Origin of the sequence: Lentzea sp., from assembly GCF_035525475.1 — a bacterium.
Lineage (GTDB): Bacteria > Actinomycetota > Actinomycetes > Mycobacteriales > Pseudonocardiaceae > Lentzea.
In genome coordinates this window covers 93,170-110,024 of record NZ_DATLEC010000070.1, presented here as the reverse complement: position 1 = coordinate 110,024, position 16,855 = coordinate 93,170, and the positions used below count along the sequence as shown (strand labels likewise).

General features: G+C 69.8%; 13 protein-coding genes. 8 read left to right on the top strand and 5 right to left on the bottom strand.

Annotated elements, in window-relative coordinates; translation table 11 throughout:
• Positions 1–7 precede the first annotated feature (7 nt).
• The 3 genes from VM306_RS12410 to VM306_RS12400 all read left to right on the top strand — a co-directional run bounded on the left by VM306_RS12410 (position 8) and on the right by VM306_RS12400 (position 4,972).
• Positions 8–1,954, top strand: coding sequence for an ABC transporter ATP-binding protein (locus VM306_RS12410; protein ID WP_325514339.1), 1,947 nt, complete (start codon positions 8–10; stop codon positions 1,952–1,954).
• An 80-nt stretch (positions 1,955–2,034) separates the two neighbouring features.
• Positions 2,035–4,338, top strand: a complete 2,304-nt coding sequence (locus VM306_RS12405; protein WP_325514433.1) for a molybdopterin-dependent oxidoreductase — start codon at positions 2,035–2,037, stop codon at positions 4,336–4,338.
• A gap of 82 nt (positions 4,339–4,420) precedes the next feature.
• Positions 4,421–4,972, top strand: a complete 552-nt coding sequence (locus VM306_RS12400; RefSeq protein WP_325514337.1) for an EF-hand domain-containing protein — start codon at positions 4,421–4,423, stop codon at positions 4,970–4,972.
• 47 nt (positions 4,973–5,019) lie between these two features.
• On the opposite strand, the gene VM306_RS12395 is transcribed toward VM306_RS12400, so the two are convergent.
• Positions 5,020–5,286: a UBP-type zinc finger domain-containing protein gene (locus VM306_RS12395; protein WP_325514334.1), complete on the bottom strand. Its 267-nt coding sequence runs from the start codon at positions 5,284–5,286 to the stop codon at positions 5,020–5,022.
• 56 nt (positions 5,287–5,342) lie between these two features.
• Between VM306_RS12395 and VM306_RS12390 the strand changes: the two genes are divergently transcribed.
• Together VM306_RS12390 and VM306_RS12385 are read left to right on the top strand one after the other, a co-directional pair.
• Positions 5,343–7,010, top strand: a complete 1,668-nt coding sequence (locus VM306_RS12390) for an FAD-dependent oxidoreductase (RefSeq protein ID WP_325514332.1) — start codon at positions 5,343–5,345, stop codon at positions 7,008–7,010.
• Positions 7,010–8,425 (top strand): ATP-binding protein, encoded by a 1,416-nt coding sequence (locus VM306_RS12385; protein WP_325514330.1) that lies wholly within the window; start codon positions 7,010–7,012, stop codon positions 8,423–8,425. The genes VM306_RS12390 and VM306_RS12385 overlap by 1 nt, the downstream gene beginning before the upstream one ends.
• A 117-nt stretch (positions 8,426–8,542) precedes the next feature.
• On the opposite strand, the gene VM306_RS12380 is transcribed toward VM306_RS12385, so the two are convergent.
• Entirely contained in the window at positions 8,543–9,019 is a 477-nt protein-coding gene (locus VM306_RS12380; protein ID WP_325514328.1) for a nuclear transport factor 2 family protein, read from the bottom strand.
• A gap of 98 nt (positions 9,020–9,117) precedes the next feature.
• Between VM306_RS12380 and VM306_RS12375 the strand changes: the two genes are divergently transcribed.
• The 3 genes from VM306_RS12375 (at position 9,118) to VM306_RS12365 (ending at position 12,032) form a co-directional block, all read left to right on the top strand.
• Positions 9,118–9,780 (top strand): TetR/AcrR family transcriptional regulator, encoded by a 663-nt coding sequence (locus VM306_RS12375; RefSeq protein ID WP_325514326.1) that lies wholly within the window; start codon positions 9,118–9,120, stop codon positions 9,778–9,780.
• A 307-nt stretch (positions 9,781–10,087) separates the two neighbouring features.
• Complete coding sequence (locus VM306_RS12370; RefSeq protein WP_325514323.1) at positions 10,088–11,182, top strand: hypothetical protein; 1,095 nt, start codon at positions 10,088–10,090, stop codon at positions 11,180–11,182.
• Positions 11,183–11,270: 88 nt separating this feature from the next.
• Positions 11,271–12,032: a ribonuclease activity regulator RraA gene (locus VM306_RS12365; protein WP_325514321.1), complete on the top strand. Its 762-nt coding sequence runs from the start codon at positions 11,271–11,273 to the stop codon at positions 12,030–12,032.
• Positions 12,033–12,082: 50 nt separating this feature from the next.
• On the opposite strand, the gene VM306_RS12360 is transcribed toward VM306_RS12365, so the two are convergent.
• Genes VM306_RS12360 through VM306_RS12350 form a run of 3 tightly spaced genes read right to left on the bottom strand, consistent with a single transcriptional unit; the run spans position 12,083 to position 16,796 of the window.
• On the bottom strand, positions 12,083–13,369 hold the full coding sequence (locus tag VM306_RS12360; protein WP_325514319.1) for a mandelate racemase/muconate lactonizing enzyme family protein: 1,287 nt from the start codon (positions 13,367–13,369) through the stop codon (positions 12,083–12,085).
• Positions 13,366–15,375 carry an ABC transporter permease subunit gene (locus VM306_RS12355; protein ID WP_325514317.1) on the bottom strand — a complete coding sequence of 670 codons (2,010 nt, stop codon included), beginning with the start codon at positions 15,373–15,375 and terminating at the stop codon, positions 13,366–13,368. The genes VM306_RS12360 and VM306_RS12355 overlap by 4 nt, the downstream gene beginning before the upstream one ends.
• Positions 15,372–16,796: an extracellular solute-binding protein gene (locus tag VM306_RS12350; protein ID WP_325514315.1), complete on the bottom strand. Its 1,425-nt coding sequence runs from the start codon at positions 16,794–16,796 to the stop codon at positions 15,372–15,374. Before VM306_RS12350 ends, VM306_RS12355 begins: the two co-directional genes overlap by 4 nt.
• Positions 16,797–16,855: the final 59 nt, after the last annotated feature.

Genomic DNA, 16,855 nt, shown 5'->3' with positions numbered 1-16,855 from the left:
GCCGGGCATGGAGTTCGCGCTGGGCCGGCGCGGCCGTCGGCGGCGCGCCACGACGGTGCCGGACAGCGGGCTCACCGGACCCGTCGACATTCCCGAACCGAAGCAGGACGACGAACCGAAGGACCTGCGCTCACGGCTGAAGCGCGCGAAGGCGTCCGTCGCGGGCACCGTCCGCGGTCTGCCAAAGGTCGCGAGGCTGACATGGCAGGCCAGCCCTGTCCTGACGATCCTCCTGACGCTGATCACGCTCCTGTCGGGGCTCCTGCCGACCGCTACCGCGTACATCGCGAAGCTGCTGCTCGACTCCGTCGTCGCGGCGATCCAGCACACCGGCACCACGGGTGACATCGCCGAGGTCGCGCTGCTCCAGTTCGGCGTGCTCGCCGGGACCGCGCTCAGCAGCGCGCTGACGTCGATCGCGCAGACGCTGCTGCAGGAACGCATGACGCTGACCATCCGCCACCAGGTGATGGCGCACGCCAGCGAGCTGCACCTCGCGTACTTCGAGGGCTCGACGTCGTACGACATGCTGCGCCAGGCCGCGCAGGAAGCGCCGACGCGGCCGTTGTCGATGATGAACTCCGCGCTGGGGCTGCTGCGGACGCTGATCACGTTCGGCAGCATGGTCGCGCTGCTCGTCTCGATCAGCCCGCTGCTGGCACTGGTCGCGCTGGTGGCGCCGATCCCCGCGTTCATCTCGCAGTCGAAGTACGGCTCGCGCGCGTTCTGGCTGACCTTCGTGATGTCGCCGATCAAGCGGCGGATGGACTACCTGTCCTCCTTGGTCACGACGGACACCTACGCCAAGGAGACGAAGCTCTTCGGGCTGGGCCCGTACTTCGTCGACCGGTTCCGCCGGCTCGGCACCGTCTCCTACGAGCGACAGCGGAAGCTGACGGTCAACCGCAACATCAGTTCGACGTCCTGGGGGCTGCTGAGCACGCTCGCGGGGTCGGCGATCACGTTGTACATCGCGCTGGAAGCGGTCGGCGGACGGCTCACGCTGGGAGACCTGGCGCTGTACACGGCCGCGGCGGCGTCCGTGCAGACGTCGGTGTCCGGGCTCTTCACGGCGTTCTCGGGGATGTACGAGAACAACCTCTACCTCGACACGCTGTACAAGTTCCTGGACACGAAGCCGGAGATCACGGCACCCGCGTCGCCGCGGCCGATGCCGTCCGCGGTGGAGGGGCACATCGAGTTCGACTCGGTGACCTTCAGCTATCCGGGCGCCGAGGAACCTGCGCTGGACGCCGTCAGCTTCGAGATCCGGCCCGGCGAGACGGTGGCGGTGGTGGGTCGCAACGGCGCGGGCAAGTCGACGTTGTTCAAGCTGCTCTGCCGGCTCTACGACCCGACCGGCGGCCGCATCCTGCTCGACGGCGTCGACATCCGCGAGTACGACCCCGTCGAGCTGCGCACGCGGATCAGCGCGATGTTCCAGGACTACGTGACGTACCAGGGCACGGCCGCGGAGAACATCGGTCTCGGCGACCTCACTCGGCTCGAGGACAGGCCGCACATCGAGGACTCGGCACGCCGCGCCGGCGCGGACGAGCGCGTCGAGCGGCTGCCCCAGGGGTACGACAGCCCGCTCGGCCGCTGGTTCGACCAGGGCGTCAGCCTGTCGGGCGGTGAGTGGCAGAAGATCGCGCTCGCCAGGGCGTTCCAGCGGGAGGCGCCGATACTGGTGCTCGACGAACCGACGTCGGCGCTGGACGCGCGGGCCGAGCACGACCTGTTCTCGCGGCTGCGGGAGCTGTCGGAGGGCCGCACGACGCTGTACATCTCGCACCGGTTCTCGACCGTGCGGCAGGCGGAGCGGATCCTGTTGCTGGAGCACGGGAAGGTCGCCGAGTACGGGACGCACGAGGAGCTGATGGCGGCCAAGGCGGGGTATGCCGAGCTGTTCACGTTGCAGGCGCAGGCGTACCTGGACGAGGTGCCCGGCTGACCCGTTTCGCCTCTGTGGCCACCGGCCTGGTCGGCGCTACCGTGGACGGCCAGGTCACCGGCCAGTGGAGTTGATGCGTGATGGAACGACGCGTCTCGGTCGCAACGCATTGGGGCAGTTACGTCGCCGTGGTCGACTCCGGCCGGTTGGTGCGGATCGAGCCGACGCACGACGACCCCGCGCCGTCGCCCATCGGCCCCGGAATGGTGAGAGCCGCCGACGACAGCGCTCGCGTGTTGCGCCCCGCCGTGCGCAAGGGCTGGCTGGACGGCGAGCGCGGCACGGCCAGGGGCTCGGACGCCTTCGTGGAGGTGAGCTGGGACCACGCGATCACGCTGGTGAGCGACGAGCTCCGCCGGGTTCGTTCGCGGCACGGCGACAGCGCGGTGTTCGGCGGGTCCTACGGCTGGGCGAGCGCGGGCAGGTTCCACCACGCGCAGGGACAGCTCCACCGGTTCCTGGCGCTGGGCGGGGGCTACACCGACTCCCGCAACACCTACAGCACCGCGGCTTTGGAGGTCATCCTCCCCCACGTGATCGGCGGTCATCCGTGGAGCTACCAGAGCCGGATGCCGATGTGGGACGAGATAGCCGCGAACTGCGAGCTGGTGGTGGCGTTCGGAGGGCTGGCCCTCAAGAACAGCCAGATCAACCCCGGCGGGCTGGCCAGGCACCAGACGCGGGACCTGCAACGCCAGTGCCGTGAGGCCGGGGTGCGGTTCGTGAATGTCAGCCCCATCCGCAGCGACACCGCCGGCTTCCTCGACGCCGAGTGGCTGCCCGTCGTCCCCAACACCGACACCGCCGCGATGCTCGGCATCGCGCACACGATGCTGGTCAACGGGTGGCACGACGAGGACTTCCTGAGCCGGTGCTGCGTCGGGTTCGACCGCTTCGCCTCCTACCTGCTCGGCGAGCAGGACGGCGTCCCGAAGGACGCCGCCTGGGCAGCGGAGATCACCGGCATCAGCCGCGAGACGATCACCGACCTGGCTCGCCGCCTCACCGCGCGGCGTTCGCTCATCATGGTCAACTACGCGGTGCAACGGGCGGACCACGGCGAACAACCGATCTGGATGTCCGTCGTGCTGGCCGCCATGGCCGGATCGATGGGCCGGCCGGGATGCGGCTGGGGCGCGGGGTACGCGACGATGGACGCGACGGGCGTCGCCCCGGACCGCGCCTTCGTGGCGACGATCCCGGCGGTCTCCAACCCGGTTCCGGACTTCATCCCCGTCGCGAGGATCGCCGACGCCCTGCTGAATCCCGGCCAGGTCATCGACTACGACGGCAGCCGCCTCACGTTGCCCGACCTCCGCCTGATCTACTGGTGCGGAGGGAACCCGTTCCACCACCACCAGGACCTCCACCGGCTCACCCGCGCCTGGCAGGCCCCGGACACGGTGGTGGTCCACGAGGCCTGGTGGAACACGACGGCCAAGTTCGCGGACATCGTCCTCCCCGTCGCCACCACCCTGGAGCGCGACGACTTCGCCGCCGGGTTCTCGGACCCCCACATCGTCGCGATGCCGAAGGTCCGCGAGCCGGCAGGCGAGTCGCGCACCGACCACCAGATCTTCGCCGCCCTGGCCTCCCGGCTCGGGTTCGAGCAGGAGTTCACGGAGTCGCGCTCCGAGACCGACTGGGTCCGCCACCTCTACGAGCAGACGAGGGCCAAACTCGGCAGTGACGTCCTGCCGGGCTTCGACGACTTCTGGCAGAGCTCCACCGCCGAGCTGCCGGCGCTGACCGGACCGTTCCCCGGCAGTTTCGAGGACCTCCGCACGGACCCGGAGCACTTCCCCCTGCCGACGCCGTCCGGCCGGATCGAGATCTTCTCCGAGGAGATCGACTCGTTCGGCTACGACGACTGCGCCGGGCACCCGAAGTGGTTCGAACCGGCGGAGTGGCTCCGCGCCGGCCTGTCGGACCGGTTCCCGCTGCACCTGATCTCGAACCAACCCGCCTCACGCCTGCACAGCCAGTACGACAACGGTGGCCACAGCCTCGGTTCGAAGATCCACGGCCGTGAGCCGGTGACGCTCAACCCGGCGGACGCCGCGGCACGCGGCATCGAAAGCGGCATGGTCGTGCGCGTCCACAACGACCGCGGCAGCTGTCTCGCGGGCGCGGTCCTGTCGGACGACGTCATGCCGGGCGTCGTGCAGCTGTCCACGGGAGCGTGGTGGGACCCGGTCCAGCCGGGCATGAGCGGAACACTGGACCGCCACGGCAACCCGAACGTCCTGACTGCGGATCGACCGTGCTCGCGCCTGTCCCAGGGGCCGAGTGCCCACAGCGCGCTGGTCGACGTCGAGCGCTACGACGGGCCCGTCCCCGACGTGCTCGCCTTCGCACCGCCGGACCTCGTGCCGCCGAGCTGACACCACACGAACGAATGATCTGACCGCTGCGCTTGGTCGCGTCGCTGGACACCGGGTGGTGGCGTGCCTACTTTCCGTGCCCGTGACTGGAGTCAGAGATCTCAAGTACCGCCAGTGGTTCAACGGCGCGGACGTCGACGGCGACGGGGTGATCACCCGCGAGGACGTCCGGCTGATGGGCGAGCGCTACATCGCGGCCCGTGGTGCCGCGCCGGAGTCCGCGACCGCCCGCAGGCTGACCGACGGCCTGGACGCGTTCTGGGCCAACGTGATCGAGCCGATGGACCGGGACGGTGACGGGCAGGTCGACCTGCGGGAGATGACCGAGGGGTTCCGGCAGGCGCTGGCCGACCCCTCCCTGTACCCGCAGCAGGTCGGACCGGTGGCCGACTGCTACTTCGACCTGATCGACCTCGACGGCGACGACAGGGTCGACCAGGCGGAGTTCGGCGAGATCTTCGGCCTGGCGGGCAACGTGTCCTCGGAGGACTGCGCCGCGGTCTTCGGCGCGCTGGACCTGGACGGCTCCGGCGGGCTGGACCGCGCCGAGTTCCACCGGGCCCTCGCGGAGTTCTTCTACGGCGACGACCCGGAAGCCCCCGCCACGCACCTGTTCGGCAGGATCGCCGGCTGATCAACGGGCCGTGGGGGCTGCTCGGGAGAGCAGCCCGCACGAAGACGTCACACGACGGTGTCGTCCACGAAGCACCAGCGCCAGGTCTCCCCCGGCTCGAACGAGCGGATGACCGGGTGCCCGTCGGCGGCGAAGTGCTTCGAGGCGTGCTTGTTGGGCGACGAGTCGCAGCAGGCGACCTTGCCGCAGCCGAGGCACAGGCGCAGGTGCACCCACCTGTCGCCGTCGGCCAGGCAGTCCTCGCACCCCTCCGGCGTGGCAGGGGCGGGCTCCGGGCCCAGCTCGGCGATGTGTTCGCAGGTAGTGGAGGTCACGGCCAGACGGTACCTCGACTGCTGTCCACGGCGAGTTGTGGTGTTTGACTGAGCACATGACGACTGCCGGTCGCGTCGCGCGGCCTTCGATTCTCACGGTGGACGACGACCCGGCCGTGTCGCGGTCGGTGGCGCGCGACCTGCGGCGGATGTACGGCGAGCACTACCGCGTCGTGCGGGCGGAGTCCGGGGCCCAGGCGCTCGAGGCCCTGCACGAGATCAAGCTGCGGGGCGAGGAGGTCGCGGCGTTGCTCGCCGACTACCGGATGCCGCAGATGAACGGCATCGAGTTCCTCGAACAGGCCATGGACGTGTTCCCCCAGGCGCGCCGGGTGCTGCTCACGGCCTACGCCGACACCGACGCCGCGATCCAGGCGATCAACGTCGTGGACCTCGACCACTACCTGCTCAAGCCGTGGGACCCGCCGGAGCAGAACCTCTACCCGGTGCTCGACGAGCAGCTGCGGGCCTGGGCCGTGAGCGACCGGCAGCCACCGCAGCGGGTGCGGGTGGTCGGGCACCGCTGGTCGCCGCGGTCCTACGAGGTGCGCGACTTCCTGGCGCGCAACAGCGTTCCCTTCCGCTGGCACGCGCTCGACGAGCCGGAAGCACGCTGCCTGCTCACCGCGGCGCACCAGGACGGGACGACCCTGCCCGTCGTGGTCACGGCTGGGGGCAAGGCACTGGTCGACCCCTCCGACGCGGAGCTCGCCGCCGAGGTGGGCCTGAGCACGCAGCCGTCGGCCGAGTTCTACGACCTGATCGTCGTGGGTGGCGGGCCCGCGGGGCTCGGCGCCGCGGTGTACGGGGGGTCGGAGGGGCTGCGGACCGTCCTGGTGGAACGGATCGCGACGGGTGGCCAGGCGGGCACGAGCAGCCGCATCGAGAACTACCTGGGCTTCCCCGACGGGGTGTCCGGCGGCCAGCTGACCGAGCGGGCCCGCAGGCAGGCGGTCAAGTTCGGGGTCGAGCTGCTCACCACGCGCGACGTCGTCGCCCTGGAGCGCCGGGGAGCCGCGCGCATCGTGCGGTTCGGCGACGGCACCGAGCTCGCCGCCCACACCGTCATCCTCGCCACCGGCGTGTCGTACCGGTTGCTCGACGCGCCCGGACTCGGCGAGCTGACCGGGCGGGGCGTCTACTACGGCGCCTCGACCACCGAGGGCCCGAACTGCGCCGGTCAGGACGTCTACCTGGTCGGCGGCGCGAACTCCGCCGGGCAGGCGGCCGTCTACTTCTCCGGGCACGCGCGCAAGGTGGTGATCCTGGTGCGGGGCGACTCGCTGGAGCAGTCGATGTCGCGGTACCTGATCGACCAGCTCGCGGCGATCCCGAACGTGGAGGTGCGCACGCACGTGGAGGTCCGCGGCGGCACGGGTGAGGATCATCTCGAGACGGTGACGTTGCTGGACAACAAGACCGGCGAGACGACGACCGTCGCGGCGAGCTGGTTGTTCGCGTTCATCGGCGCCGCCCCTCGCACGGACTGGCTGGAGGGCACGCTGGAGAGGGACGAGCGCGGCTTCCTCCTCGCCGGTCCCGACCTCGGCGGTTCGCCCTCCGGGTGGGACCTCGAGCGGGCGCCGTACCACCTGGAGACGAACGTGCCCGGTGTGTTCGTCGCGGGCGACGTCCGGGCGGAGTCGGTCAAGCGGGTCGCGTCCGCGGTCGGTGAGGGCGCCATGGCGGTCACCCTGGTCCACCGCTACCTGGAGAGGTCCTGATGGAGAGGCTCACCGCGGCCGAACTGCGCGAGCTGTTCCTGTTCGAGAAGCTCGACCAGGCCCAGCTGGACTGGCTGGCCGGGCACGGCCACGTCGAGGTCCGCGAGGCGGGCACGGCCGTGCTCACCGAAGGCGAGCCGGCGACGTGCTTCTTCGTGCTGCTCGAAGGAACGGTCGCCCTGTGCCGCAACATCGGCGGTCAACGCGTCGAGGTGAGCCGCAGCAGCCTGCGCGGCTCGTACTTCGGTGCCACCCAGGCCTACCTGGAGCTCGACCAGCCGACCTACCAGATGACCGTCGAGTCGATCACCGCCACGTCGATGCTGCAGTTCGACGCCGACGAGTTCGGGCCGATGGTCCGCGCGTGGTTCCCGATGGCCATGCACCTGCTGGAGGGCCTGTTCTGGGGCATGCGGAACACCCAGGCGACGGTGGGCCAGCACGAACGGCTCACCGCGCTCGGCGCGCTGTCCGCGGGCCTCACCCACGAGCTCAACAACCCGGCCGCGGCCGCCGTGCGGGCGACAGCGGCGCTGCGCGAGCGAGTCGCGGGAATGCGGCACAAACTCGCCCTTCTCGCGCAGGGGACGCTCGACCCGGCCACGCTGCCCTCGCTGGTGAAGCTCCAGGAGAAGGCGGTCGAACGAGTCGCCAAGGCACCGAAACTCAGCCCCCTGGAGGCCAGCGACGCCGAGGACGAGGTCGCCGACTGGCTCGACGACCACGGCATCAGCGGCGGCTGGGACGTCGCGCCCGTCCTGGTCGCGGCCGGGCTGGACGTCGAGTGGCTGGAGACGTCACTCGCGCGGTGCCCCGAGGCCGTCACGGGATCCGCCGTGCACTGGCTCAGGTACACGGTCGAGACCGAGATGCTGATGAACGAGATCGAGGACGCCACCACCAGGGTGTCCACTCTGGTGGGTGCCGCCAAGCAGTACTCGCAGATGGACCGCGCGCCGTTCCGGGTGGTCGACGTGCACGAGCTGCTCGACTCCACTTTGGTCATGTTCGGCGGGAAGCTCGCGGACGTGCGGGTGGTCAAGGACTACGACCGGACGCTTCCCGCCATCCCCGCGTACGCCGGCGAGCTCAACCAGGTGTGGACGAACATCGTCGACAACGCCCTGAGCGCGATGGGCGGTTCGGGGACGTTGACCGTGCGGACCTCCAGGCAGGACAGGCACCTCGTCGTGGAGATCGGCGACACCGGCCCCGGCATCCCCGCACACGTGCAAGGCCGGATCTTCGAACCGTTCTTCACCACCAAGCCGGTCGGCGAGGGCACCGGGCTCGGGCTGGAGATCTCGTGGCGGATCGTGGTCAACAAGCACCACGGCGGCATCCGGGTGGAGTCGTCGCCGGGTGACACGAGGTTCCGGGTGCTCCTGCCGTTGGAAGCGACAGGTCCCCGGTAGGCCACCGCTTCGGTGAAGGCGCGAAGTCGTGCCTTCACCCGAGATTTCACCGCGGGTCCACGGCCGTTGCGCGCGGCACGGCAGAGCCGCGGTCGCAGTCCGCGCGGGCAGCGCACTTCACGCGGGCGTGCTCCACGGCGCTTCCCGGTCGCGCTTCATCGGCGGGACCTTGAAGTTCGCATAGGAGTACTTGCCGGTGATCAAGCCGTCGGCGTCGAAGTGGAAGACGTCCATCCCCTGCCAGACCATGCGCGGGCCGTGCCGCAGCAGCCCGAGCAACCGCAGCAGCGGGTAGACGCCGCGGCCGCGCGGCCCGGAGACGTCGATCCGGCACGCCCAGCGGATCGCCGCGCTACGACCGGGCTCGTCGACGAGCTTGTCGTGCACGTCGAAGCGCATCGCGCCGTACCTGCCGGCGAACTGGGGTGCGAACTCCGCGCGGATGGCGGCCTTGCCCCGGTGCTTCGCGCCGTCGCCCGGCTCGTACTCGGCGTCGTCCGCGAAGAACGCCATCACGCGGTCGAGGTCGTTGTCGTTGAACGCGTCGACGAACTCGTCGACCGTCCCGGACAGAGAACGCTGCTGCTGGGTCACGAGTCTGGCCTCCGGCCGTGCAGGGGTGGTGCTGGCCTGCCAGACAATAAAGGAACACCGTACTTTTAACAAAAACACCTGGTAGAGTGCCCACTGTCATGGAAGCGTCGTTCCGGCGGGCACGGCGCCCGGACCAGAAGGAGCAGCGGCGGGAGACGATCCTCGCGGCTGCCCGCGACCTCGCGCTCGGCAAGGGCGTGGCCCAGGTCAGCCTGGGCGACATCGCGGCCGCCGTCGGCCTGGTGAAGTCCAACGTCCTGCGCTACTTCGGCACCCGCGAGGAGATCTACCTGCAGCTCACCATGCGCGACGGCACGGACTGGGCCGACGCGGTGCGCGACCGGCTGACCGGTGCCTCCGGCATCGGGCCGATGGCCGCCGCGCTGGCGGACTCCTTCGCCGAGCGGCCCCTGTACTGCGACCTGATCGGCCACGCGGAGACGATGCTGGAGCACAACGTCTCGCTCGAGGTGCTGCACACCTACAAGCTGTGGGCGATCGACATGTACGCGAAGGTCGGCGAGCAGATCATCGCCACGTGCCCGGAGCTGACCGGCCGGGACGGCTCGTCCGTGGTGTTCGCCGCGGGGGCGTTCGTCGGCAGGCTGTACCCCCTGTCCCAACCGCCGCCGGCGCTGGCGGAGCTCTACGCCCGCGAGCCCGGGATCGCGGGCGTGTTCCCCCCTTTCCGGCCGACGTTGCAGCGCTTCATCGCCGCGACCGCCGCCGGCCTGCCCGCGGTCCGCGACGAATCGTCCTGACCGCGACGCCGGCATGACCCCGAACCTCGCAAAACGTGAGACAGTGAAGGTCTACGCCCGCTCCGGGGTTCACACCCGGAGGCGCGTCTTCACCCCGGAGCGGACGCCGCCTCATCCAGGCGCGTTTCACCGCTCCCGGTCGATTCGCACCACTCCACGCCCAGGACCGGGTACTAGCTCAACCCCACGAGGGAGATTTTCCATCACCGCTTCTGCGCTCACGCCGACCCTGGCCGCTCCTCGCACCCTCACCGACATCTACGGCCCCGATGTCGCCGTCTGCGCACGCCCCGCCCAGGAACCGGCGGTGCCGTCGAGCAGGCACCGGAACACCCGCGACGTGCTGTCCGCCCGTCCCCTCGCCGTCGCCGCCGACACCCCCGTCATCACCAGCGCGGGTGGCACCGAGCCCAACCTGATCGCCGCCCTCCGCGATGGCGGCCTGCCCGTCGGCACCGACCCGCGCGAGTTCCGCACCGAAGCCGAATTCGCCACGCGCGTCACCGAAGCCCTCGGCGACGGCCTGCGCATGTCCATGGAGTACCCGCAACCGACTGCGCTGTATCCCGACGAGCGTTCCGTGAAGAGCGCCGAGCTCGTCGGCTACCTGAACAACAAGGCCAGCATCAGCACGTTCGTCGACCCGCGCTTCCAGGCGCGCCGTCAGATCGTCCCCGTCGACGAGCTCGCCGAGGCCGCCCCCGCCGAGAAGTCCTGGGTTCTCAAGGCCGCGACCAACGCCGCCCACGGAGCCAGCCTCGACGTCTACCTCCACCGTGCAGGCGACCCGGTGGCGCTGCCCGCGTTCACCGACATCCTCACCGAAGTCGTCGTCGAGGAGTTCCTGCACATCCACCGGAACTGGGGCATCCAGCTCTACGTCGCCGCCGACGGCAGGGCCCGCCTGCTCGCCGTCACCGACCAGCGCATCGACGCCGACGGCGTCTACACCGGCGGCCGCTTCGGGCTCGTCGTCCCGCTTCCCGCCGATCTGCTCACCGAGTGCCTGGCGATCGCCCAGCGCGCCGCTGACGTCGGCTACCGCGGCATGTGCAGCCTCGACTGCGCGCAGACCTACGACGGCAGGCTCGTCATGCTCGACCTCAACTTCCGCATCACCAGCGGGTCCATTCCGTTGATGGCGTTGCACACCATCCGCCCCGACGCCCTCGACCGCCCGTCGGAGTCCACGAAGATCACCACTGCCGCACCCATCTCCGCACTGCTGGCCGCGCTGCAGCCTGCATTACAGCGCGGAGGGCTCCTCGTCACCGGCGGCCACGACACCCGCCGCACCGACAACCCGATCAAGCAGACCGCACTGCACCTGCTCGTCTTCGGCGACGACGCCGACGACGTCGCCACCCGTCGTGCCGCGCTGGAGACCATGTACAACCACTGACTCGCGGTGTTCACCGGACTACTGTCGGAGCCAGATCGAACTCTCCGACAGTTGTTGCGGTCAGCGCGGATCCGAGGGAGCTACCGACGTGGTCGAGACGCACGACATCGTTCGCCCGCCTGCAGAACTCAGTGCGGCCCTCGCGGCCATCGGCAGCGCGACAGCCAGCGCCGAGCTCAGCCGCATGGGCATCCGCAGCGCGTTCATCCGCGGCCCGGTCTCGGTGACGCCGGGCGTGCGCGTGGCCGGGCCGGCGCTGACGTTGCAGTTCCTGCCGAAGCGGGAGGACCTCTACCCCGTCGACGAGTACGAGGAGCCGGAGAAGCAGCTGCACCGGCACGTCATGTACCACGCCCAGCCCGGCGACATGATCATCGTCGACGCACGCGGTGACATGGGCAGCGGCGTGTTCGGCGAGATGATGCTGACCTACTTCAAGGGCCGCGGCGGGGTGGGCGTGGTGGTCGACGGGTGCCTGCGCGACATCGGCGAGGCCAAGAAGCTCGGTCTCGGGCTGTGGATTCGTGGCGCCACACCGAACTACCACGCCCAGACCGACATCGTCCCCGCCGCCGTCAACGTGCCGGTGGCGTGCGGTGGCACGCTCGTCGAGCCGGGTGACATCGTCGTCGCCGACGACGACGGGGCGGTCGTGGTGCCGGTCAAGCTCGCGCCCGCTGTGCTCGCCGTCGCCCAGGAACACGCGGAATGGGAGGAGTTCTCCCGGATCCGGCTGTCCGAGGGCGGCGACATGCGGCTGTACTACCCGCTGTCGGACGAGGCCCGGCCCGAGTACGAGCGGTGGCGCGCCGAGCGGGGCCAGGGCGCGTCCCGTAGGTCCGTTCGATGAGAGCCGCGGACGAGACTCGCGGGACACGCCCCAGGGTCTGACGGGCGCTTTCAGCTCCACAGCCGGTCGTGGCTCGACTCACCGTCCCAGTGCGTCGTCTCGGCGAAGAACACCGGGTCGCGCGGGTCGAGCTGACGGCGCAGCAGCTCCTCGTCGATGTCGCCGAACCCCAGTCCCGGCGTGTCCGGGACGGTGATGTGGCCGTTCTGGATCAACGGGCGCGGCAGGTCGGTGACGAGGTCGCTCCAGAACTCCACCTCGGCCGCGTGGTGTTCGAGTGCGAGGAAGTTCTCCGTGGCAGCGGCCAGGTGCACACACGCCATCGTCGCGATCGGCGACGCCGCCAGGTGCAGCGCCATCGCGACTCCGCGTTCCTGCGCGTAGTCGCCGAGCCGCTTGGTCTCCGCGATCCCGCCCGCCGTCGCCGGGTCGGGGTGCACGACGCGGATGGCGCCGGCGTCGAGCAGCGGCCGGAAGCCGTCGAGCAGGTAGATGTCCTCCCCCGTGCACGTCGGGACGGCGACGGACGCGGTGAGCTGGCGCCACTGGTCGGTCAGCTGCCACGGGATCAGGTCCTCGATCCACGCCAGCGTGAACGGCTCCAGCGCGCGGCCGATCCGGATGCAGGAGTCGAGCGCGATGTGTCCGAAGTGGTCGGCGGCGAGCGCGACGTCGTAGCCGACGACGGAGCGGACCGCGTCCACATAGGACGCCAGGTGTTCGACGCCCTTCCCGGTGACCTGGATGCCCGTGAACGGGTGCATCGTCGTCAGGTCCTCGCGGGCGCCCGGAGGCGCGATCAGCGCCCCCGGCACGTCCCACAGCAGGTCGATGCCCACGTCCATCTTCAGCATCGTGAACCCGCGCTGCTTGCGCTCCAGCAGCCTGGCGCCCATCGCGTGCGGGTCCGGAAGGGACGGAGTGTCCGCGTAGCACCGGATCTCGTCGCGGAACCGGCCTCCGATCAACGCGTGCGCGGGCACTCCGTACGCCTTGCCGGCGAGGTCCATCAGCGCCATCTCGACGCCGGAGACCCCGCCGCCCTGGCGGCCGTGGAACCCGAACTGCTTGATCTTGCGGAAGATCTTGTCGACGTTGCACGGGTTCTCGCCGACGAGCCGGCTCTTGAGGATGAGCGCGTAGGTGGCGCTGGCCTGGTCGCGCACCTCCCCGTAGCCGGTCAGCCCCTGGTTGGTGTCGATCCTGATGATCGACGAGCGGAACGGCACGCCGGTCACGTTGGCGACCCGCAGGTCGGTGATGCGCAGGTCGCTGGGCCGGGACGCCGTCGCGACGTGCTCCTCCGTGATCGCCGGTGTCTCGCTGGGGCCGCTCATCCCTTCACGGCCCCCGCGGTGAGACCCTCGGTCAGGAACCGCTGCCCGAACCCGTACATCGCCACGACCGGGATGCTGATCAGCAGCGAGGCCGCGGCCAGCTGCCCCTGCGGCACGACGTCACCGAAGATCATCGACTGCATGCCGACGGGCAGCGTCTTGTAGTCGTCCTTGGTGATGAACACGAAGGCGAACAGGAACTCGTTCCACGCGTTGGTGAGCGTGAACAGCGCGACCGCGAGCAGGCCTGGTTTGGCCAGTGGCAGCACGATCCGGAGAAACGCCCCGAACCGCGTGCAGCCGTCGACCAGCGCGGCCTCCTCGAGGTCGGCCGGGATCGACTTGAAGTAGCCGACGAGCAGCCACGTCGCGAACGGCAGGGTGAACGTGGGGTAGGCGAGCACGAGCGACCACAACGAGTCGTTGAGCCCGATGCCGCTCATCATCTGGTACAGCGGGATGAACAGCAGCGCGCCCGGCATCACGTAGGTGAGCAGGATCGTCACCGTGAAGCTCTCCGAGCCGCGGAACTTCAACCGTGCCAACGCATAGCCGGCCAGCGCCGCGCAGACCAGTGCGATCGCGGTGGAGGCCACCGACACCAGGATCGTGTTGACGTACCAGGTGCCGAAAGCCCTGCCCGTGAACAGGTTGGTGAACTGCTCGGTGCTCCACGGGGTCGGCCAGAGGTCGTCGGTGCGCGAGACGATCTGGGCGTCGGACTTGAACGCCGTGACCGTCATCCAGTAGAGCGGGGCGAGCACGAACCCGAGCAGGCCCACGAGCGCGATCCCCGAGCCGGTGCCGCTGACCAGGCGAGCGGCCAGCCGGTTGCCCCGCGCGGCGAGCGTGGAGACGACCCGCCCGACGGCGGCCGCGAGCACCACGAACACGCCCAGCACGAGCGCGGCCTTCCACACGATGTGCGGCGACGCCCAGACCAGCACGAGCACCGAGGCCACGACGATCACCCACGGCAGCGCCCTGCGCTGACCGGGAGTCAACCGCCTGCGCCCCATGTCGCTCGCGCCCGGCTGGTCGCTGCGCCGCATCATCCGCACGAGGATCACCACGAGGACGCCGATGATCGGCAGCATCACCAGCGTGACCGCGGCGCCCGCGCCCACCTGCAGCTGCTGGATCGCCTTCGAGTACGCCACCATCACGTACGGGGCGGTGGCGTCCCCCGGCCCGCCCTGGGTCATCAGCCAGATCAGGTCGAAGTTGTTGAACGTCCAGATCGACGACAGCAGCACCGTCACGATCATGATGTTGCGCAGGCCCGGCAGCGTGATGTGCACGAAGCGCTGCCACGGCGACGCGCCGTCCACCATCGCCGCCTCGTAGAGACCGCTGTCGATGGCCTTGAGCCCGGCGAGGAACGTCACCGTGAAGAACGGGATGCCCTTCCAGACGTTGACCAGGATGACCGCCGGCATCGCGAGCTCGGGATCGGAGAGCCACTCCGCGGGCCAGGAGTCGACGAGCCCGATCGCGGCGAGCGCCGGCCCGATCCCGGAGTCGGTGAGCAGGACGTTGACGCTGCCGAAGATCGGGTCGAACAACGAGCGCCAGGTGAAGGCCGTGACGACCGTCGGCACCACCCACGGCAGCAGGATCACCCCGGCGATGATCGCCCGGCCGCGGCGCATGTGGTGCAGCATCATCGCCGCGATGAGACCGAGGACCACCTTGAAGATCTCGGCGTACGCGGTGAAGACGAACGAGTTGAGCACGCCCTTGTGGAACACGGTGTCGCCGAGGAGTGCGGTGTAGTTGTCCAGCCCGACGAACACGGTCTCCGCGCCGTGGCGTTCCGTGGCGCTGGTGAAGACCGAGCTGACGATCGGGAACAGGATCAGGCCCGAGACCAGCACGAGCGTCGGCCCGATGAACACCGCGGCGAGGCGCCAGTCGCGCCCGAGCCGCCGCTGCGTCGTGCTGAGCGACGGCGACCCGCCCGGCGCCGGGCGAACCGGTGCCGGGCGGGTCCGCAGGACGGTCACTGCTTGTAGCCCTGCTGCTCGAAGACCTGGGCGATCCGGGCGTGCGTCGAGGCGACCGCGTCGGCGGGCCGGGCGCCCTGGATGACCGACTGCATCATGTCGGTCAGCAGGTAGGCGGCGGTGGCGGCCTGCTCACCGGGGCTCGGGGCCTGGGGGAACTTGAAGCCCGTCTTGGTGGCCACCGGGAGCGGCGTGCGGGTCTGCTCCCGCAGCGCGGGGAAGGCCGGGTCACCGCTGGTGTAGTACGGGTCGGAGTCCCACACCTTGTCCCACGAGGGGTTGACCAGGCAAGGGGCCCCCTTCGCGACACCGAGCAGCGCACTCCCGCTGACCATGTACTTCGCCACCAGCTTGGCGAGGTCGGGGTTCTTCGCCCCCTTGAACACGACGAACGAGTTGGACTCGCCGAACGCGAGCGGCTTGTCGATCGCCGGTCCGGTGGCGCCGTTGAACGGGTGGGTGTTGGCGTAGACCGGGTTGTTCTTGGTCTTCGAGTCGGCGTAGACGCTGAACTGGTTGAGCGTGAGCCCCAGGATCTGGGCCAGCCAGTTCTCGTTGTTGCTCGAGTCGGTCCAGCTGCCGATCCCCGGTGGCAGCATCGGCGTGTACTTCGGGTTCGTGTAGATGTCGCCGATGAACGTGACCGCGGCGACGGTCTCCGGCGAGTTGAACACCACCTTCGTGCCGGTGTTGTCCGCGATCGCGCCGCCGTAGCAGTTGATGACGTTCGCGATGAAGCCGTTGGCGTCGCCGGAGCGGTTCACCGTGAGGCCCCAGCCGAAGCGCCGCTTCGCCGGGTCGGAGACCTCCAAAGCGTTGTCCCGCAACTCTTCCCACGTGTAGTGCGGCTTGAGCGGGAGACCCTTCTCCTGGTACCAGTCCTTGCGCAGGTACATCGCGGACGCGATGAAGTGGTAGGGGATCGCGAACCAGCGCCCGTTGAACACGCAGTACGTGCTCGCCTCCGTCGCGGGTTCCCCGTAGAGCTTGCGCATCTCGTCGACCACGTCGGTGACGTCGGTGAGGGCGCCGAGGTTGTGGAGCTGGCCGACGAACCGCCGATCGCTCACGAAGGCCAGATCGCGGCTGGTGCCCGCCTTCACCTCGGCGTCCATCTTCGCGACCATGTCACCGGCGTCGCCGGACACCAGGTCGTTGCGGACGGTGGTCCCCGTCGCCTGCGCGAACACCTGCAGCGACCTGTCCAGCGCCTTGTTCGCGGTCTCCGAGTAGAGCTTCTGCGAGAGCATCCCCACCGACCCGCCGCGCAGGCCGGCCGCCTGGTCGAGCAACGCCTGGGGCACCTGGACGTCGACCTGCGGCGCGGCGGGAGTGCCCCCGCACCCGGTGAGGCCGAGCACGCCCAGCGCGCTCATCCCCCCGAGGAAGGTGCGCCTCGATAAGTCCGTTTTCTCTTCCATGACCACTCCTCTCGCGTCCGGTCGAGCGGACGCGTACCGACGGGGCGACGTTGCAACCG